The 19253-nt window shown below is 64.3% G+C and carries 15 protein-coding genes, 5 tRNA genes and 1 pseudogene; 5 read left to right on the forward strand and 16 right to left on the reverse strand.

Features of this window, described 5'->3' with window-relative positions:
• Positions 1–93 precede the first annotated feature (93 nt).
• The 7 genes from infB to QCE63_RS09670 form a co-directional block, all read right to left on the reverse strand.
• Complete coding sequence (gene infB / locus QCE63_RS09640; protein WP_309832530.1) at positions 94–3108, reverse strand: translation initiation factor IF-2; 3015 nt, start codon at positions 3106–3108, stop codon at positions 94–96.
• A gap of 93 nt (positions 3109–3201) precedes the next feature.
• On the reverse strand, positions 3202–4677 hold the full coding sequence (nusA, locus tag QCE63_RS09645) for a transcription termination factor NusA (RefSeq protein WP_309832531.1): 1476 nt from the start codon (positions 4675–4677) through the stop codon (positions 3202–3204).
• Entirely contained in the window at positions 4674–5132 is a 459-nt protein-coding gene (gene rimP / locus QCE63_RS09650) for a ribosome maturation factor RimP (protein WP_309832532.1), read from the reverse strand. Before rimP ends, nusA begins: the two co-directional genes overlap by 4 nt.
• Before the next feature lie 375 nt (positions 5133–5507).
• The gene (gene rluB / locus QCE63_RS09655) at positions 5508–7412 is read right to left on the reverse strand and encodes a 23S rRNA pseudouridine(2605) synthase RluB (protein WP_309832533.1); all 1905 of its coding nucleotides are present in this window, start codon (positions 7410–7412) and stop codon (positions 5508–5510) included.
• Between the two features lie 130 nt (positions 7413–7542).
• Positions 7543–8508 (reverse strand): SMC-Scp complex subunit ScpB, encoded by a 966-nt coding sequence (gene scpB, locus QCE63_RS09660; protein ID WP_309832535.1) that lies wholly within the window; start codon positions 8506–8508, stop codon positions 7543–7545.
• A gap of 373 nt (positions 8509–8881) precedes the next feature.
• On the reverse strand, positions 8882–10117 hold the full coding sequence (locus QCE63_RS09665; protein WP_309832536.1) for a pyridoxal phosphate-dependent aminotransferase: 1236 nt from the start codon (positions 10115–10117) through the stop codon (positions 8882–8884).
• An 88-nt stretch (positions 10118–10205) separates the two neighbouring features.
• Entirely contained in the window at positions 10206–11108 is a 903-nt protein-coding gene (locus QCE63_RS09670; RefSeq protein ID WP_309833757.1) for a LysR substrate-binding domain-containing protein, read from the reverse strand.
• A 428-nt stretch (positions 11109–11536) separates the two neighbouring features.
• On the opposite strand from QCE63_RS09670, the gene QCE63_RS09675 reads away from it, so the two are divergent.
• Together QCE63_RS09675 and QCE63_RS09680 are read left to right on the forward strand one after the other, a co-directional pair.
• Entirely contained in the window at positions 11537–11938 is a 402-nt protein-coding gene (locus QCE63_RS09675) for a transposase (RefSeq protein WP_404990096.1), read from the forward strand.
• Positions 11939–12186: 248 nt separating this feature from the next.
• Positions 12187–12444: a hypothetical protein gene (locus QCE63_RS09680; protein ID WP_309832537.1), complete on the forward strand. Its 258-nt coding sequence runs from the start codon at positions 12187–12189 to the stop codon at positions 12442–12444.
• Positions 12445–12753: 309 nt separating this feature from the next.
• On the opposite strand, the gene QCE63_RS09685 is transcribed toward QCE63_RS09680, so the two are convergent.
• Entirely contained in the window at positions 12754–13065 is a 312-nt protein-coding gene (locus QCE63_RS09685; RefSeq protein WP_309832538.1) for a hypothetical protein, read from the reverse strand.
• 478 nt (positions 13066–13543) lie between these two features.
• On the opposite strand from QCE63_RS09685, the pseudogene QCE63_RS09690 reads away from it, so the two are divergent.
• Together QCE63_RS09690 and QCE63_RS09695 are read left to right on the forward strand one after the other, a co-directional pair.
• Positions 13544–14055 (forward strand): annotated as a pseudogene (locus QCE63_RS09690) (YdcF family protein).
• A gap of 305 nt (positions 14056–14360) precedes the next feature.
• The gene (locus QCE63_RS09695; protein WP_309832540.1) at positions 14361–14606 is read left to right on the forward strand and encodes a hypothetical protein; all 246 of its coding nucleotides are present in this window, start codon (positions 14361–14363) and stop codon (positions 14604–14606) included.
• A 111-nt stretch (positions 14607–14717) separates the two neighbouring features.
• Here QCE63_RS09695 and QCE63_RS09700 read toward each other — a convergent pair whose 3' ends face one another.
• The gene (locus QCE63_RS09700) at positions 14718–15137 is read right to left on the reverse strand and encodes a gamma-glutamylcyclotransferase family protein (protein WP_309832542.1); all 420 of its coding nucleotides are present in this window, start codon (positions 15135–15137) and stop codon (positions 14718–14720) included.
• Positions 15138–15298: 161 nt separating this feature from the next.
• On the opposite strand from QCE63_RS09700, the gene QCE63_RS09705 reads away from it, so the two are divergent.
• Complete coding sequence (locus tag QCE63_RS09705; protein WP_309832544.1) at positions 15299–16150, forward strand: helix-turn-helix transcriptional regulator; 852 nt, start codon at positions 15299–15301, stop codon at positions 16148–16150.
• Positions 16151–16157: 7 nt separating this feature from the next.
• Here the strand turns inward: QCE63_RS09705 and QCE63_RS09710 are convergent, their stop codons facing one another.
• The 7 genes from QCE63_RS09710 to gltX form a co-directional block, all read right to left on the reverse strand.
• Positions 16158–16622 carry a GNAT family N-acetyltransferase gene (locus QCE63_RS09710; protein ID WP_309832545.1) on the reverse strand — a complete coding sequence of 155 codons (465 nt, stop codon included), beginning with the start codon at positions 16620–16622 and terminating at the stop codon, positions 16158–16160.
• 184 nt (positions 16623–16806) lie between these two features.
• Positions 16807–16883, reverse strand: a tRNA-Asp gene (locus tag QCE63_RS09715).
• 68 nt (positions 16884–16951) lie between these two features.
• Positions 16952–17027, reverse strand: a tRNA-Glu gene (locus QCE63_RS09720).
• An 89-nt stretch (positions 17028–17116) separates the two neighbouring features.
• Positions 17117–17193: transfer RNA gene (locus QCE63_RS09725), tRNA-Asp, on the reverse strand.
• A gap of 69 nt (positions 17194–17262) precedes the next feature.
• Positions 17263–17338: transfer RNA gene (locus tag QCE63_RS09730), tRNA-Glu, on the reverse strand.
• A gap of 165 nt (positions 17339–17503) precedes the next feature.
• A tRNA-Ala gene (locus tag QCE63_RS09735) sits at positions 17504–17579 on the reverse strand.
• A gap of 149 nt (positions 17580–17728) precedes the next feature.
• Positions 17729–19138, reverse strand: coding sequence for a glutamate--tRNA ligase (gene gltX, locus QCE63_RS09740; RefSeq protein WP_309832547.1), 1410 nt, complete (start codon positions 19136–19138; stop codon positions 17729–17731).
• Between the last annotated feature and the right edge of the window lie 115 nt (positions 19139–19253).

Below are 19253 nucleotides of genomic sequence, written 5' to 3' on the forward strand. Positions count from 1 at the left end.
TGTTGTTTCCGTATCTCTTTCGCGCCGCTGCAAATGAAAAAGGCGGAGCGAGCCGTGAGACTCACCCCGCCCTCTATCCAGCGGCTTAGCGCATTACAGCGTACGTGCCACTTCGGTCACTTCGAAGACTTCGAACTGATCGCCTTCGACGATGTCGCTGAAGTTCTTGATCGACATACCGCATTCGAAGCCCTGACGCACTTCCTTGACGTCGTCCTTGAAGCGCTTCAGCGAATCCAGCTCGCCGGTATGGATCACGACGTTGTTGCGGATCACGCGCACCGAAGAGGAACGCTTGACCACGCCGTCCGTGACCATACAACCCGCGATCAGGCCGATCTTCGGCACGCGGATCACCTGGCGCACCTCGACCGTGCCCGTCACCGTCTCGCGCTTCTCCGGCGCGAGCATGCCGGACATTGCCGCCTTCACCTCATCCACAGCGTCATAGATGATGTTGTAGTAGCGGATGTCGATGCCGTTCGCCTCGGCCACCTTGCGCGCCTGAGCATCCGCACGCGTATTGAAGCCGATGATGACCGCCTTCGAAGCCGTGGCCAGGTTGACGTCCGACTCGCTGATCGCACCGACCGCGCTGTGCACGATCTGCACGCGCACTTCGCTGGTCGAGAGCTTGAGCAGCGACTGCACCAGCGCTTCCTGCGAGCCCTGCACGTCCGCCTTGACGATGAGCGGCAGGTTCTGCACTTCGCCTTCGCCCATTTGCTCGAGCATGTTCTCGAGCTTGGCGGCCTGCTGCTTGGCCAGCTTGACGTCGCGGAACTTGCCTTGACGGAACAGCGCGATTTCGCGCGCCTTGCGCTCGTCCGGCAACACGATGACTTCTTCGCCCGCCGCCGGCACTTCCGACAGACCCTGGATTTCCACCGGGATCGACGGACCCGCCGACTTTGTGGGCTTGCCGGTTTCGTCCAGCATGGCGCGCACGCGGCCATATGCACTGCCGGCCAGCACCACGTCGCCGCGGTTCAGCGTGCCCGACTGCACGAGGATGGTCGCGACCGCGCCCTTGCCCTTGTCCAGTTTCGCCTCGATGACGAGACCCTTCGCGGCGGCTTCCACCGGCGCGGTCAGTTCCATCACTTCGGCCTGCAACGAGACGTTTTCCAGCAGATCGTCGATGCCCTTGCCGGTTTTCGCCGACACTTCGAGGAACGGCGAATCGCCGCCGTACTCTTCCGGCACCACGCCTTCCGCGACCAGTTCCTGCTTCACGCGGTCCGGGTTGGCATCCGGCTTGTCGATCTTGTTGATCGCGACGACGATCGGCACGCCACCCGCCTTCGCGTGAGCGATGGCTTCCTTCGTCTGCGGCATCACGCCGTCATCGGCGGCTACCACCAGAATGACGATGTCGGTTGCCTTCGCACCACGCGCACGCATGGCCGTGAAGGCCTCGTGACCCGGCGTGTCGAGGAAGGTGATGACGCCACGCGGTGTTTCGACGTGATACGCGCCGATATGCTGCGTGATGCCGCCCGCTTCGCCCGCCGCCACTTTCGCGCGACGGATGTAGTCCAGCAGCGAGGTCTTGCCGTGATCGACGTGACCCATGACCGTGACGACCGGCGGACGCGGCAGCTTCTCGGCCGTGTCTTCCGTGGCTTCGCCTTCGATCAGCAGCGCTTCCGGGTCGTCCAGCTTTGCCGCGACCGCGCGATGGCCCAGTTCCTCGACGACGATCATCGCGGTTTCCTGGTCCAGCACCTGGTTGATCGTGACCATCTGGCCAAGCTTCATCATCACCTTGATGACTTCCGAAGCCTTCACCGACATCTTGTGCGCGAGATCCGCCACCGAGATGGTTTCCGGCACGTGCACTTCGCGAACGATGGGTTCGGTCGGCGCCTGGAACGACGTGTTCAGATCCTGATGCTTGCCGCGACCCTTCGGACCGCCGCGCCAGCCGCGGTCGACACCGCCGCTGCTGTCGCCGCGCGTCTTGATGCCGCGCCGCTTCGATGCGTCGTCCTGCCAGCCGCCCTTGCCGCCGGCCTTCTTCTTGTCGCCGGCGCCTGCGGGCGCCGTGGATGCGGGCGCGGCCGTGGTGCCGGGTGCCGGGCGCTTGGCAGCCGCCGGACGGGCGGCCTGCGCACCTTCCGGCCTGGCCGGCTTGTGCAGCGTGCCCTTGGCTTCAGCGGCCTTCGCCGCTTCGACCGGCTTCGCGACGGGCGCTGGTTCCGGCGCCTTCACCTGCGCCTTGCGCGGCGTGTTCATCATTTCGCGGATCGCACGCGCTTCGGCTTCCGCCGCCGCACGACGCTTCGCGATGGCTTCCTGCTCGAGACGGGCCTTCTCGGACGCAGCACGCGCGTCTTCTTCCGCCTTCTTCGCAGCTTCACGTTGCGCGGCGCGTTCACTGGCGGCCTTTTCTTCGGCAGCCTTTTCCGCGGCTTCACGCTGCGCGTCTTCGTTCCGCTTCGCTTCGCTCTGCTTGGCCTCGGCCGTTGCCTGGGCGCGCGCTTCTTCACGCGCTTCGTCGCGGGCTTCCTGACGCGACGCCTGCGCGGCACGCGAGAGTTCCGCCGCCTGAGCCGCGGCCGACGCACGGCGTTCGACTTCCTCTTCCTGCTTGCGGCGCTCCGCTTCGGCCGCTTCCTCGCGGGCGCGGCGCTCGGCTTCCTCGATCTCGAGCTTCGCCTGACGCTCCTTCAGCTCGCGCTCTTCGCGCTCGAGCTGCTCGGCGGCATGGCGCGCTTCTTCCTCGCGCCGCTGAAGTTCGGCTTCGTCGACTTCGGGTTCATCGACGTGATTCGCCGCCGCTTCGCCCTGCTCCATACCGGGCTCGTCGCGCTTCACGAACACACGCTTCTTGCGCACCTCGACCTGAATGGTGCGAGCCTTACCCGTTGCGTCGGATTGCTTGATCTCCGACGTATGCCGGCGGGTCAGAGTGATCTTGCGTTTGTCGGCATCGGTGGAACCGTGCGACTTGCGCAAATGATCGAGCAGGCGCGCCTTGTCCGTCTCGGAGAGATCGTCGTTCGCGCTCGCTTTCTGTACGCCAGCCGCCTGCAGTTGTTCCAGCAGTACGCCTGCAGGCATTTTTAGTTCCGCGGCAAATTGGGCTACGTTGTTACTCGCCATTCATTCCTCTTGATGCAAGGACAGATCCTTGCGGTTAGATCGGGGTCACGCGGCCAGACAGGCCGCCATATATCAGTGCGCCATGGTCATTTCTCACTGGAACCAGTGTTCACGTGCTTTCATGATCAACGCCTTAGCGGCATCCTCTTCCATACCGGTCATTTCAACCAGTTCGTCGACTGCCAGCTCCGCGAGCTCGTCGCGGGTCTGAATCTGATGCTCGGCGAGTTTCGCGAGCAGCTCGTTGTCCATGCCTTCGAGGCTCTTCAGGTCGAGCGCGACGCCTTCCACCTTCTCTTCATTGGCGATGGCCAACGTGAGCAGCGCATCGCGCGAGCGATTGCGCAATTCGTGCACGGTGTCTTCGTCGAAGGCTTCGATTTCGAGCATTTCGTTGAGCGGCACGTAGGCGATTTCTTCGAGGCTCGTGAAGCCTTCGTCGATCAGGATGTCGGCGACTTCCTCGTCCACATCCAGACGCGCCATGAACAGGTCGCGCAACTTGCCACGCTCTTCGTTCTGCTTCAACGCCGACTCGTCCGGCGTCATGATGTTGATCTGCCAGCCGGTGAGTTCGCTTGCGAGTCTCACGTTCTGGCCTGCGCGGCCGATGGCGACGGCGAGCTCGTTCTCGTCCACGACGACGTCCATAGAGTGCTTTTCTTCATCGACGACGATGGACTGGACGGCTGCCGGCGCGAGCGCGCCGATCACGAACTGCGCGGGGTCTTCCGACCATAGCACGATGTCGACGTTCTCGCCACCGAGCTCATTGCGCACGGCCTGCACGCGCGAACCGCGGATGCCGACGCAGGTACCGATGGGATCGATGCGCTTGTCGTAGGCGATCACGCCGATTTTCGCACGCACGCCGGGATCGCGCGCAGCCGCCTTGATTTCCAGCAGGCCTTGTTCGATTTCCGGCACTTCGAGTTCGAACAGCTTCATCAGGAACTCGGGCGCCGTGCGCGAGAGTTCGATCTGCGGGCCGCGCGCGGTGCGGTCGACCTTCGCGATGTACGCCCGCACGCGGTCGCCCACGCGCAGGTTTTCCTTCGGGATGAGCTGGTCGCGGCGCAGCAGCGCCTCGACACGGCCCGATTCAACGATGAAGTTGCCCTTGTCCAGGCGCTTCACCGAGCCGGTCATGATCTTTTCGCCGCGCTCGAGGAAGTCGTTCAGGATCTGCTCGCGTTCGGCGTCGCGCACCTTCTGCAGGATGACCTGCTTGGCGGCCTGCGCGCCGATGCGGCCGAACTCGATGGAGGGAATCGGCTCTTCGATGAAGTCGTCGATCTCCGCGTCGGCCTTCTGTTCCTTCGCTTCGAACAGCAGGATTTCCTGATCCGGCTCCTGCAGACCGGCTTCGTCCGGCACCACGCGCCAGCGGCGGAAGGTTTCGTGCTCGCCGCTTTCGCGGTCGATCGCGACGCGGATGTCCACGTCTTCTTCGAAGAGCTTTTTCGTAGCAGAAGCAAGCGCAGCTTCCAGCGCTGCGTACACGACGTCCTTGTTGACGTTCTTTTCGCGTGCCAGCGCATCCGCCAGCATCAATACTTCGCGACTCATTGTTTGCGGCTCCTAAAGTCAACCTTGGGGACGAGACGTGCGCGATCGAGGTCCGCGAGCGTGAAATCCAGCATCGCGGCGCCGTCCTTCCCTTCAAATTCCAATCCGATCGTTTCGCCTTCGGGGGCGTGCAAGATGCCGCGGAACGACTTGCGCCCGTCCAGCGGCTTTTTCAACGTGATGGCGACTTCGCTTCCCGCGAAGCGCTCGAAATCGGCCAGCTTCTTGAGCGGCCGATCGAGGCCCGGCGACGAGACTTCGAGCCGACCGTAGTCGATGTTCTCGACTTCGAACAAATATTGGAGCTGGCGCGTGACCTTCTCACAGTCTTCGATGGCGATACCGGCCGACTGGTCGATATACACGCACAGCAAGCCGCCGCCCGAACGCTCGAGATCGACCAGCTCGTAGCCCAGGCCCGAGACCGTGGTTTCTACCAATTCCGTCAGTTGCACAGTAACTCCAAGGTGTTCGCGCGCTCCACGCCGAAACACCCGCGGGCAGCGCCTACATGCGGGCGCGCACCCCTGCTCCCGAGATGCCGAACCGAAAAGCCAAAAAAAAATGGGCCAATGCCCATCTTTTTCAACCAGGTCGCACCCGGGCAGCAGAAAAACTACGTGCCCAGCGACTTCGTAATTTTAGCCGTTTTTCGCGACGAACGCAAACGTACAGCGCGCTTTCAGGCCCGTTGATGCCCTGTTGATGCCGGTTTCAACGCGCTTGATCCCGATGCTGCAAGCCCGTGCAGTCGCGGCGCGGGAGCACAAAGGCAACGAAGGCGACCAAGGCGAGCCGGCGTGTGCCCGCTCCCGCCCATGCTCCGCGTCTTACCGCCCTCGCGACCGATTGCGCGCGCCGCGATTCACGCCGCCCGGCTTGCCTTGCCCGCCAGCCGGCTGACCGCCGCCGCCTGAACGATTGCCGCGCGGCGCGTTGTTGCCCGGGCGCTTGCCGGCGCCGGCCACGCCCTGCGGATTGCCTTGTGGGCGCGCGCCGCGCGGTCCGGGCCGGCCGCCGTTGGCGCGATTGCCATTCGGCTCCTGGCCGGCGCGGTTGCCGTTCGGCTCCCGGCCGCCGCGACGGCCCGCGCCGCCGCCGGCATTGCCCGCGTTGCCGGAATTGCCACCGAAGCCGCCCATGCCGCCGAGGCCAAAGCTGCTGGCCATGCCACCCGGTTGCCCGCGGCGTCCGCCACGGCCCGGCGTCGTCTGCTGCGTCATCCGCGAATGCGAGCTCAGCACCGGCTCGCGCGTGATGATGCCCATCGATGTCTGCATGGGATCGGGCTGCACGCGCGGCGCGGACTGGCGTCCGCCCTTTTCTTCCGTCGGCAGCTTGAGTCCGACCGACGCCATCAGGCTGCGCACCTGAGTGTCCTCGAGCTCCTCCCAGCGGCCCCGCTTGAGACCGCGCGGCAGCCCGATCGGACCATGGCGCGTGCGGATCAGGCGGCTCACCATCAGGCCGGCGGCCTCGAACATGCGGCGCACTTCGCGATTGCGGCCTTCCGCCAGCGCGACGTGGTACCAATGATTCGTGCCCTCGCCGCCGCCGTCCTGGATGCGCAGGAAGTTGGCGGGGCCGTCGTCGAGTTCGACGCCCTTGAGGAGCTTCTGCTTCATTCCTTCCGACAGCTGCCCGACCACCCGCACCGCGTATTCACGTTCGACGCTATAGCGCGGATGCATGAAACGGTTCGCCAGGTCGCCGGAGGTCGTGAGCAGCAGCAGCCCTTCGGTATTGAAGTCGAGCCGGCCGACGGCGAGCCACTTGGCCGTCTTCATCGACGGCAGCTTGTCGAACACCGACGGACGGCCTTCCGGGTCCGCGTGGCTGACGATCTCGCCGGTCGGCTTGTGGTACAGCAGGATACGCGGCGGCTTGCTGGCGAGCTTGCGCCGGACCGGCTTGCCGTTGATGCGGACCTGATCGGTCGGCATGATGCGCTGGCCGATGTGGGCCGGCTCGCCGTTCACCGACACGCGCCCCGCGATGATCAGTTCTTCCATATCGCGACGCGAGCCCATGCCCGCGTCGGCGAGTACCTTGTGCAGCTTCGGCGCGTCGTCGTCCGGCTCCAGCACGCGCTTTTGCTGCGGGGTCGCGTGACCGCGACGCAGCATCGGCGCGCCGCCGCCGGGGCCGGTGTTGTCCGCATCGAAGGCCGGGGAGGTAACGTAGGCGAAGACGTCGTCGACCGCTGCGGCCGCGGCGCTTTCCACCGTCGCGGGGCCGCCGTCGTTGCGCTTGCCGCGCTTCTGCTGCGGCTGGGCCTGCTTGCGGCGCGCGCCTTCGCGTGCGGGCTGGGCGGGCGCGGCGGTTTGGCCGGCGGCGCCGTTCGCAGCCTCGAGCGACGCGTCGCCGTTGGTTTCACCTGCTTCGGCGCGCGGGTTCTTGCGACTACGCGGTTTCGCGCCTTCCTTGCGCGCGCCCTTGGCGTTCGGATCCTTGCGCGGCGTGCGCACCTGGGCTGCCACGACGCCGTCCGGCGGCGTTTCGGTGACGACGCCCGGCGCGTCCGGCGACGTTTCGCCGCCCTTTGTCTTGGCGACAGCGCGACGCCGCGCGATCAGGCTGCGCGGCCCGCGGCGCAGACCGCGGCGCGGACGATCGTCGCCCTCGCCATGCTCGTCGTTGCGCGTGCGTTCGCCGGCATCGGCCGACTCGGGTGCATCCGCGTCGTGCACGCGGCGTGCGGAATCAGGCGAATCGCTGTCGTGGGAGTGTGTCAAAACAACCTCAAATGTCGAATTGCGCGCCCCTCGCGGGCGCGACAAAAAATCCGCTGATCGGCCCGGCTGGTCGTCTCGAAATGTTCTTTATGGAGAGCCGGGTTCGGATCAGGGGCCATGCGTCTTTGCGTCAGGCGCGGCGCGCCTTCGGTTCTTCGGAGTCGTCGTCCAGTTCGTCTTCATACCCTGGACCCACGTCTTGCGCGTCGTCGCGCGGCGCCGGAGCGGGCGCGGTGTGCGCGTCCTGCGCGGTATTCAATTGCTGCGGGTGAAGCGCGGCGGGGACCGCCTCGGTCGAGTCGATGCCATCCGCTTCGGCCTGCGCGGCTTGCGTGCCCTGCCGCCCGTCTTCCTCGCCCTGCTGTGCTTCGAGAGCCGCGCCAGGCGGCTGCGATTCCTCGTCCGGCGCAGCAGACACGCTCGCTGCCTCCGACGTGTCATCGGCGTTGACCGGCGTCTCGGGCGGGTGTTCCCCGGCGCCCGTCGTTTCCTGCGCCTGAGCGTCCGCGGCGGGCGCATCCGCTGCCGCGCTTTCGGGAAATTCGATCGAATGCTGCGCGAGCAACGACGCTTCGAATTGCGCCGACGGATTATCCAGTGCCGGCAGTTCGTCGAGCGCGCTCAAGCCGAGGTCGTCGAGAAACTGCTTGGTCGTGGCGTACAGCGCCGGACGTCCCGGCACGTCGCGATGACCAATGACTTCGATCCAGCTGCGGTCTTCCAGTTGCTTCACGACCTGCGTGTTCACGGTCACGCCCCGAATCTCTTCGATATCGCCGCGCGTCACCGGTTGCCGATACGCAATGATCGCGAGCGTTTCGAGCACCGCGCGGGAATACTTGGGCGGCTTCTCCGGATGCAGGCGGTCGAGATAACTCCGCATTGCCGGCTTGCTCTGGAAGCGCCAGCCCGAGGCGAGCGCCACGAGTTCCACGCCACGGCCCGACCACTCGGCCTGAAGCGCTTCGAGCAAGGTGCGCACGGTGTCCGCCGAGATCTCGTCGGCGAACAGCTTGCGCAAATCAGGCAGCCTCAGCGGTTCCTGCGCGCAAATCAGGGCAGTCTCGAGGACGATCTTCGCCTCTTGGGTATTCATGCAGCTTGGGTCAACCCTGTATGGTCAATGATTCGATTCAATGCGAGCTTGAGCAGATTCGAACGCCACCGAAGCGGTGCGAACGATAAAGCTGTACGCGGAATTTCAAGACGCGCTCGCCCGATTTCTCGCCCGATCGGAATCGGTCATATTGATTGGGAGCACGCACCGGGGAGAGGCAGCATTGGGCGTTCGGTGAGCGAACGCCGGGCCAGTCCAGCCGGTCGAGGTGGCGCTTTCCAAGACGAAAGCGCGTGACTGAGCGCCATATTACGCAAAAAGAACCGGTGCGTAAAGGTGAAGCAGCATCGCAGCCGAAACTCACTCGACGGCGCCGGCTTGCCGGCATTCCGCCTATTCCCCTCCCTTCCGCTCAAGCTGCGCCGCGCGCCGCCAGGAAGCGCCGCAGACGCTCGACGCCCGCATCGAGGCGCGCCGGATCGCAGGCGTAGCACCAGCGCACGAAGCCTTCGCCCTCCGGTCCGAACGCGCTGCCCGGCGCGAGCCCGAGCCCGGCGTCGCGCACCAGCGACTTGCAGAGGTCGAGGCTGTGCGCCGCGCCCGGCAGCGAGAAGAACAGATACATCGCGCCGTCCGGCGCGCGCACGTCGACGCCTTCAATGCCCCGCAACGCGCTCACGAGGTGATCGCGGCTCGCGCGCAGATCGGCGACGAGCGACTGCGTGAAGCCCTCGCCCTCCGCGACGGCGACCACGCCCGCCCGCTGCACGAAGGACGGCGCGCACGACGTGTTGTACTCCACGAGCTTGCCGAGATCGTCCATCAGTTGAGTCGGCGCGACGAGCCAGCCCAGCCGCCAGCCCGTCATGAGCCACGCCTTCGAAAAGGAATTCACCGCGATCACGCGCTCGTCGCGCGCGGCGAGATCGAGGAAGGACGGCGCGGCGCCGCCTTCATCGCCGTAGTAGAGACGCTCGTAGACTTCGTCCGCGACGATCCAGATGCCATGACGCCGGCAATGCGCCAGGACGGCGTGCTGGTCGTCGCGGCTCATCGTCCAGCCGGTGGGGTTGTTGGGCGAGTTGATCATCAGCATGCGCGTGTCCGGCGTGAGCGCCGCCAGCAGACGGTCGAGATCGAGCGTCCAGCCGCGCGCGCCGTAGTTCAGCGACACGGTTTCGACGCTCGCTCCCAGAATTTTCGGAATCTCGACGAGATTCGGCCACAGCGGCGTCACCGCGACCACGCGATCGCCCGCGCCGACCACCAGTTGGGCCGCGAGCATCAGCGCGTTCACACCGGCGCTCGTCACGGCGACGTGATCCGCCGAGGTTGCGCCGTGCAAGCCACTCACATAGGCGGCAAGCGCCTCGCGCAGCGGGACGATACCGAGATTGTGCGTGTAGAAGGTGTCGCCGTCGGCGAGTGCGCGGCTGGCGGCATCGCGAATGAAGGGCGGCGTCACGCGGTCGGATTCGCCGAACCAGAACGGCAGGACATTCGCGACACCAAATCCCGCGTTCGCCACTTCGCGGATCTGCGACGGGCGCAGCGCCCGCACGGCGTCGCGTGCATTCGGCGCACCGAATCCGTGCGCGCCTCCGAGTTGATTCAGTTCGCTGATCACTGCGCCTTCCGATTCGCTCATTGCCCGCCCCGTTGCGTTGTCGTTTCAGAGAAAGTCAAGTCTAACGCGCCACCGTCCGTTCAGCGGCGCCGCGCCGGTTCAAGCCGGTTCAATTCAGATCCTCCGCGCGCCGCGGCAGCGAGGCGATCAGCGACCAGACCGATTCGGCCGCCGGCGAAAGCGAACGATCGCGCCTGCGCACCAGTTCCACCGTGCGCTCCGCGCGCGGTTCGAGCGGCAACGCCACCAGCGACGACTCCGCCGGCAACGGCAACGCAAGCCACGGCAGCACGCTCACGCCGACGCCCGCCTCGACGAGCCCGAACACCGTCGCCGGGTGCCCCAGTTCCTGCACCACCTGCGCGTCGACGCCGTGCTCGCGCATCACGGCATCGATGAGCGGCCGGCTGCCGGATGCGTGATCGAGCATCACGAGGCGCTCGCCGGCCAGCTGCTCCCAGGGCACGGCGTCGTGACGGCCGAGCGGATGATCGCGGCGTGCCACGAGGCAGAACGAATCTGTCATGACGGCTTCGCCGTACAGGTCATCCGAGGCAAACGGGCCGATCACGACGCCGAAATCCACCTCGCCCGACTTCACCTTGCGCAGGACGTCGGACTGGACGTCGTCGCGCAGGCCCAGCGAGATCAGCGGGAACTGCTGCAGGCACGCGGCCACGACGCGCGGCATCAGCCGGCACGCGATCGTCGGGCTTGCGGCGACGATCACCCGCCCGCGACGCTGCTCGCCCAGGTCGCGGACTTCGCGCAGCGCCTCGTCCAGATCCGCGAGCAGCCGCGACACCGTGCCGACGAGGTTCAAGCCGACATCAGTCAACTGCACTTCGCGGGTCGTTCGGTCGATCAGCTTGAAACCGATCTCGCCTTCCAGCTCCCGCACGCAGCGGCTGACGGCCGACTGCGTGAGGCCGATTTCATCGCCCGCGCGGCTGAAGCTGCGCAGCCGCGAAACCTCGATGAAGACGCGCAGCTGCCGCAGGGTCACGTTCAAGGGCGCGTTCATTCCACTCACTCATCAATGTTGTCGTTTCAGTCAGAATTATAGGTTTTCTTGGCCAGACTGGATGCGCGAACGTACGTTTCGCTGCGGTGCAGCAAATTCTGGAAACGCACGCTGGATGGGCCTATTGCACTGGATTGGTGATTGTCCCGATTTCTTAATTGATTCATTTCGGGTCTGATACGGGCCATGCTGACATCGCGTCAGCCTACTGCCATGCGGGTTTCCCGGATTTAGCGACATGCATGGCACGGTTCTCGCATTTCATTGCGCACAGAGGTCGGAGTTATTACACGGAAGCACGAAATGATCGTTCACCGTCATGCGCTCCGGCCTTTCCTGGGTATTCGTTCATCGGATTCCGACCAGAGTGCGCGGCGCGGGGCAGCGCACCGGGGTTAGCTTCGCTGAGGTGAGATATGGTGCTGTTCGACGATTTGAGAGATAACGAGTGGGCGCTGGTTGAGGCGTTGTTCTGTGCCGAACCGGCGCGTAGCGAGCGGCGCGGCCGCCCGCGCGTCGAAGCGCGTGCGGTGGTCAATGCCGTGTTGTGGGTGCTCTCGACAGGCGAAGGCTGGTCGAAGCTGCCCGGCCGCTACCCTTCCCCGCCGACCTGCCGTCGACGCTTCGACGAATGGCAAGCGGACGGCACGCTGGCCGAGATCGTCAAGCGTCTCTCGGGCAATGGCCGCGAAGTGTCGCTGCGTGGCCGCATCGGCTCAAGCGCTGCCAAGCCGCCCTCGCCGCCTAGCCGCGACCGCCTGCGCGGCGCGTTCTGGACCAACCCGGAATCGTGGCGCGCTCCGGCGAAGATGGCCTGACCGTCTTGCCTTCCCGAGGCCGTCGTCCGGCGGCCTTGGCGCCTCAACGTCCTGCTGCGCAAGCTCGCCTTGCGCCCTGCTTCTTCTCTCCATCGGCTTATCCCTGTGGCTCTGTACGCTAACAGACGCCGTCGGCGCACGCCCGGAGCGAAACAACTCTTTACTATTCCTTACAGCGCGGACGCGGCTCGACGCTTAGCTTGGTGAATGATCGAACAAGCTCCATGAGGGCTTGGAGGGATTTCGCCATGAAGGCATCGACTCTGCTCGCCCCCGGCGCACTGGTTGCGCTGATGAGCACGACGGCGATGAGCCAGGCTCAGCCGCCGCCAGCCGCGTCCGATTTTCATGTCAGCACCAGGGCAGCCATGGAAGCACCGCAAGGCGGGCCGCGCACGCGCGGCGTGACGCCTCCGGCGCCTCGTGGCGACCTGCGCGGCGATATCGCCAGCAATGTGCGCGCACGGCCGGATTCTGGGCGCGACGGACGCCCGCAACATCATTAGGTTTGAACTTGTGCAGGTGTGCGCTCGACCCTGCGTTCGCATGGGGAGACGACGAGAAGGAATGCCGCTCGTCAACGATGGACACGGGTTTTTGCCGTGCCCGTAGCGTGGCAGCAGTGAACTCTGCAATGCCCGTATCTTCCTGATACGGGCTTTTTTCGGCTGCGGCTCCAGCAGGAGCACTGCGCGCTGCGGCGGGCGCATCCGGTCGCCTCGGCGCCGGAAGAACGAACGGGCGAAGCTTGTCCCTCGGCCTGCGCCGATCGGCTTGCCGCCCGAAACAGGACGGCGTCAACGTTGTCCGGCGGACTAGACCTTGGCCTCCACCAGCGTTTCCTGTCCACCGAACGTGTAGCGTTCTGTGCGGCGCAAGTCCCAGTCGGTCGAGCGCTCATCGCGCGAAAGTCTCGAGAATTCGTTTTTTCCCCGTTCGGTCACGACAGCGATGTCGACCGGTGCATGAAAGCCTGGCGCAGGCGCAACGGTGCGCTGACGGGTCAATTCCAGCAGGCCGAGTGCGCGCAGGAGATCGAAGACATTGGGGCGTTTCGCCCAGGGAACCTGACGATACTGCGCTCGGCGAAGTGCTTCGAGTACGGCTTCGTTGGAATACGTGGTCATCTCGTTCTTTCTTCCTATGCAGCCATGACGACGCTCGTGACGGTCGCAAGACGGTCCGCGACGTCGACTAAACGCGGCGCGCCGAATCTCGTTTGCGAGCAAGGCGACTCGCAGCCGAATGTTTGGCCGCCGCTTGCGTTAGGTGCTGCTTTCTATTACAAGCCCCCGATGAAAACGCGCTGATCGCGCGCTTTGCTGCCAACCCGCCGATGCGCTCCGATTTGCGCGATGGCGAAACGATTTGTCTTAAAACCAATACGTTACCCCAATCAAATTGGTTCTATTCACTTTATTCCTGCTTTTTTTTGCATCATTCGCGCTGTGGCGCGACCGCCGCGCACAGATCGCAATCGTCACGATGACGCTGGCGTGGGGCGTCGGTGCGGGCTGGTTCGCCGCGCCGCTGATGGATGTGGCGCAGCGCGGCTACGCCCGCACGGCCGCGCCCCGCTTCGGTCCGGATACGATCATCGTGCTGATGGGCGGCGGGACCCATCGCAGCGACACGGGCCTCGTGCCCAAGCCTGCCTGGATACAGCGCATTGCAGCGACAACAGCGCTTTACCGTGAATGCCGGGAAGCGGTGCGATCGTGCAAGGTGATTGTGAGCGGCGGGGATCCCGAACATCACGGCCAGGCCGAAGCGGACAACTACGCGCCCTATGTGCTGGCCCAAGGCGTGCGGCCCGAGGATCTTGTGCGTGAGAACCGAAGCCTCAATACCGGCAGAACGCCCGCAACGTCGCTGCCATTGTGGGCCGCGCACATGACAGCCGTTTGATCATCGTAACCTCCGCCTATCACATGCGGCGTTCGCTCCGCGCGTTTCAGGCATTCGGCCTCGATCCCCAGCTGTACGTGTCCAACGCCCGGCGCGGCCAGGTCACGCTCCTTCCGCGCCTCGGAAGTGTCGAGACGAGCGAAATTGCACTGCATGAACTTGTCGGGCTGGCGCAACTCAGGGTGTATCGCTGGCTGCATTTGTATTGAATCGAGGTCGCGAAATCGGACGAATCGTCTGAAAAGGGCGGATGATCGACCGTCTCGATTTATCAGTACTGGCAACTGAAACAATCCGTCGATATGATTTCTAACGGTCAAAACGGGCGCGGCGCTGGACATCGCCCGACACGTCCGCCCTGTTCCGCGCCTATCATAGGATGGTCCGGATCGCGGACACGCGGCTTCAAGAAGGATGCTTGCTGATATCAGGAGCGTTTATTGCTCACTCGCAAGCGCTTTTCCACCGGATCGGACAGGCGATTCCCGGGTTCAACACCTACTAGGAGGTAACAATGAAGAAAGTGTCCCTGGCTGTTTTGTTGTCCCTCAGTGCAATCGCAACGGGCGCTTACGCGCAGAGCGATCAAGGCGTGACCATGAGCACTGATCCCGCCAAGATCTCCGATATCGAAACGCGTGCGCAAAACTTGCAGTCGCAGCAGGACAACATGCAAAGCATGCATTCGCAAACGCCGTCGCACAAGTCGATGCATCACAAGAAGTCACACAGCAAGCCGATGAGCGGCTCGAGCCAGTAACGGTCGAACCGCCCTTCAAGCTTCGGGGCCATTCACGCCGCCTTTGACGCCATGTCGCGTCAAAGGCGGCGCGGACATATACAGCAGCGCTTCCTGCGTTGGCTTGCCCGTTTATCGGATTCGGCTGGCGCGATGCGCGACCCAGTCCCCACTCTCGATGCGCGACAGACCTGCTACCGCCTGCACGGTGACGGGATAGATCATGCAATCGATCCGGTCCCTGCGGCCATCCATCTCCACCTCCACGTGCAGCCGGTGCGCCCGGAACAGTCCTTCCACGCCCGGATAAACCTCCTCGATCTCATCCAGCACCGGCACCAGCGCATCCTCGATGCGGTACACGTCGCCATGAACCAGCTGTCCGTCGTCATCGATCACAAGGCCCGGATAGGCGCCGAAATCGAAGAGCTGTCCATGAACGTGCGCGCTGCCGAGACACTGCGGGGCCGCAATGCCGTGCCGTTCGGCCGCCCGGTTGATATCGTTCGCCTCGCCCGCGCGCAGCGTGCCGTACACGAAAACGTATTGCATCGGAAATGCCGCTCCTGTCGTTGAATCCATCGATGGCGAATTATGCGCCGGCTGCGTGCGCCGGCGAGCCGGGCCAAAAAAACCGGCTTTCGGCTAACATCGTCGGCTGATGGTTGCGCGTCGGCGCGCAGTCAATTCGCACCTCCATCCATCGGGCACACATGGCCAACCTTGTCGAAGCGACATCGCCGGACGAGGAAGTCGAACATCTCGACATCCCGCCCGAGCATGCGCCCACGCTCGCGCATCCGATTCGCGTGCGCTCCCGACCCGTGCCGTATGGCGTACGCATCGCCTTGCACACGCATTCGTGGGCGCAAGTCGCCTATACGTCGCGCGGGGTGTTGCGCGTCGCGACCGTCGATTCGACCTGGATGGTGCCGCCCTCCCGGGCCATCTGGGTGCCGCCGAATGTCACGCACGAAGTGGTGATTGTCGAGGATGCCTATCTGCGTACGCTTTACGTCGATGCGAGCGTCGTGCCGGCGGGCCTCGGCGCGTGCCGCGTGGTAGAGGTGTCGGCGCTGCTTCGCGAGGTGATCGCCGCGCTCGACGACGCGTCCATCTCCCCAGAGCGGGAACGGCTGCTCGGCACGCTCGCACTGGACGAGATCATTCGCTCGGAACCCTTGCCGCTCTCGGTGCCGATGCCCAACGAGAAGCGCCTGCGCGCGCTGTGCAACGCCGTGCTCGCCGAACCGTCTCATTCCGATCTTGAGCGCTGGTCGTCCGAGGCGGGCGCGAGTCCGCGTACCATCGCGCGGCTGTTCAGGCGGGAACTCGGCGTCAGCTTTTCGCAATGGCGCCAGCAGGCCGTGCTCGCGCGCGCGATTCCGTTGTTGAGCCAGGGCCGTCCGCTCGCGCAGGTGGCGCGCGAACTCGGCTATCAGAGTCAGAGCGCCTTCTCAGCGATGTTCCGGCGCGCGTTCGGCGAGAGTCCGCGTGAGTTCTTCGCGCGCGACAACGGCGACAGCCGTGAAGATCGGAGTACGCGCGATCCGGACAGCCCATAAGGCCCGGTCAGACGCGCCGCACCATATGACGGATCGCGCCGAGTTGCGCGAGACGCGGCCCGGCCAGCCGATAGCCCATGCGCAGGTAAAGCCGGGCTGCGGGGTTGTCGACGAACACACGCAACTGGCATTCGGCCAGTCCACGCGCCCGCGCCCAGCGATGTGCCGTGTTGAGCAGGAACGTACCCGCGCCGCGACCGCGATAAGCTTGTGCGATCTGTACGTCGCGAATGTGCAGCGAGTCGCCTTCTTCGGTCACGCGCATGACGCCGATGGGCGTGCCATCCGCTTGAAGAACGAAGTTTTCGGATTCGCGCCAGCTGGAAAGAAAGAGATCGCCGCGCCAGATGAGATTGTGGCGTCGATAGTAGCCCGCCATGTTGTCGTGCATGAGCGCTTCGGCAAATGCAAAGTCCGCCATGGTCGCCTGGCGCAATTGATACAGCGAGAGGTCTTCGGTGGGATCGAGCATCGCGGGTGCGGCACGAGAACAAGTGCCTCAACACTAAGTCAGTGCGCGCAGGCTGGCAATGGCCATTACTACGGGCGATCGTCCATTCGGCCAGGTACGAACGATAGGCGACGAGCAGATAAACAGAGAGGCAAACGAGCAGGCAAAAAAAATCCAGCCCGAAGACTGGATTCTCATTACTGCTTGGCGGAGCGGACGGGACTCGAACCCGCGACCCCCGGCGTGACAGGCCGGTATTCTAACCAACTGAACTACCGCTCCACTTCTTGCTATCGGTCCGCCGTGTCACCGGCGCACGTTGCAGCGCTCTCTGGCAGCCGCCGATAATCTGGCGTCCCCTAGGGGATTCGAACCCCTGTACTCACCGTGAAAGGGTGATGTCCTAGGCCTCTAGACGAAGGGGACTTCAACTTCGTGCAATGCTGCGGCGAAAAAAAACCGGCTCTCAATAGCCGGAGTGTTTTTGCTCGCAGTTTTCAAACCAAACCAAGTGTTGGCGGAGCGGACGGGGCTCGAACCCGCGACCCCCGGCGTGACAGGCCGGTATTCTAACCAACTGAACTACCGCTCCACTTTCCTGCTATCGATTCGCCGTGTCACCGGCGAACGCTGCAGCGCTTTCTAGCAGCCGCCGATAATCTGGCGTCCCCTAGGGGATTCGAACCCCTGTACTCACCGTGAAAGGGTGATGTCCTAGGCCTCTAGACGAAGGGGACAGAAACTTGTTGACTCTGTCTTGACTACTGTCTCGCTGACTTATTTGTCACTCGTCAGCGAAGACCGAAATTCTATACAACTTCGTGCTGTTTGTGAAGTATTTCTTGCGGCTTCCAAGCTTCTGGAGAACAACTTCGCCCTACTTCACTCTGCTCGACTGTTCTTGGTGGAGGTAAGCGGGATCGAACCGCTGACCTCTTGCATGCCATGCAAGCGCTCTCCCAGCTGAGCTATACCCCCTTGCAGAACAGAAACGAGATTGTATAGGGCGTTTTCGTAGTTGTAAATACCCTCTGACGAACAAATCGCAAATTATTTGGCTCATACCGCGCCGTTGCGCGCAATCGATGGAGCCCGGCGCTACCCGCGCGCTGGGTTCCAAAGGAGCATCAACGCGCTGCCTTTTCCAGACGATTCACGACCGCGTCGCGGCCGAACAGCATCAGCACGGCATCGATGGACGGCGTGTGCGTCGTGCCGGCCACGAGCAGCCGCACCGGCATCGCGAGCTGCGGCATCTTGAGCTTGTGCGCGCCGAGCGTCGCCTTGAGCGCAGCCGAAATCGCTTCCTTGGTCCATTCGACCTCGGCAAGCGCCGTGCGCAGATCGGCGATGGCCGGACGCACGGCATCCGTCACATGCTGCGCATACGCATCCGGTTCGATCACCGGCTCGCGATAGAACATCGCGGCGTTGTCGGCGATTTCCTTCACCGTCGATGCACGATCCTTCAGCAGGCCGATCACCTGATCAAGCGGCGCGCCGGCATCGAGCGCGGCGGCGTCGATCCCGGCGGCGAGCAGGAACGGCCGGGTCAGCTCCGCCAGGCGCGCGTTGTCGGCTTCCTTGATGTAATGCGCGTTGAGCCAGTTGAGCTTGTCATGGTCGTACTGCGCGGGCGACTTGCCGAGATGCTCGAGATCGAACCACTCGACGAACTGCTCGCGCGAGAAGATCTCCGCGTCGCCGTGCGACCAGCCGAGGCGCGCGAGATAGTTCACCACCGCTTCCGGCAGATAGCCGTTGTCGCGATAGCCCGTCACGCTCATCGCGCCGTGGCGCTTGCTCATCTTTTCGCCCTGCTCGTTCAGCACGGTCGGCAGATGGGCGAACACCGGCGCTTCCCCGCCGAGCGCACGCAGGATGTTGATCTGGCGAGGCGTGTTGTTGACGTGATCGTCGCCGCGGATGACGTGCGTGATCTTCATGTCGAGATCGTCGACGACGACGCAGAAGTTATAGGTCGGCGTGCCGTCGGGACGCGCGATCACGAGGTCGTCGAGTTCTTCGTTCGAGATCTCGATGTGGCCTTTCACCGCGTCGTCCCACGCGACGACGCCCGTCAGCGGATTGCGGAAGCGCACCACCGGTTCCACGCCTTCCGGCACCGGCGGCAGCACCTTGCCCGGTTCGGGACGCCACGTGCCGTCATAACGCGGCTTTTCGCCGGCGGCGCGCTGGCGCTCGCGCAGGGCGTCGAGCTCTTCCGTGGACATGTAGCAGTGGTACGCCAGCCCCTTCTCGAGCATCTGCGCGACGACCTCGCGATAACGGTCCATGCGCTGCATCTGATAGAACGGGCCTTCGTCGAAATCGAGTTCGAGCCAGTCCATGCCTTCAAGAATCGCATCGACCGAGGCGTCGGTGGAGCGCTCGAGATCGGTGTCCTCGATGCGCAGCACGAAGGTGCCCTTCATCTTGCGCGCGAACGCCCACGGATACAGCGCGGAACGGATGTTGCCGAGATGGATGAAGCCGGTCGGGCTCGGAGCGAAGCGTGTGCGGACTGGGGTGGTCATTGCTGTGTACTCGATGATGGCGCTGCCGTCGCGCGCCGTACCCGGTGCGGGTGACGCGCGGCCGAGGCCGGAATGCATGTGTCGGGCGGCCTGCGCGATGACCGTCGGAGACGGC

The sequence above is a fragment of the Caballeronia sp. LZ065 genome (genome assembly GCF_031450975.1).
Classification (GTDB): Bacteria; Pseudomonadota; Gammaproteobacteria; order Burkholderiales; family Burkholderiaceae; genus Caballeronia.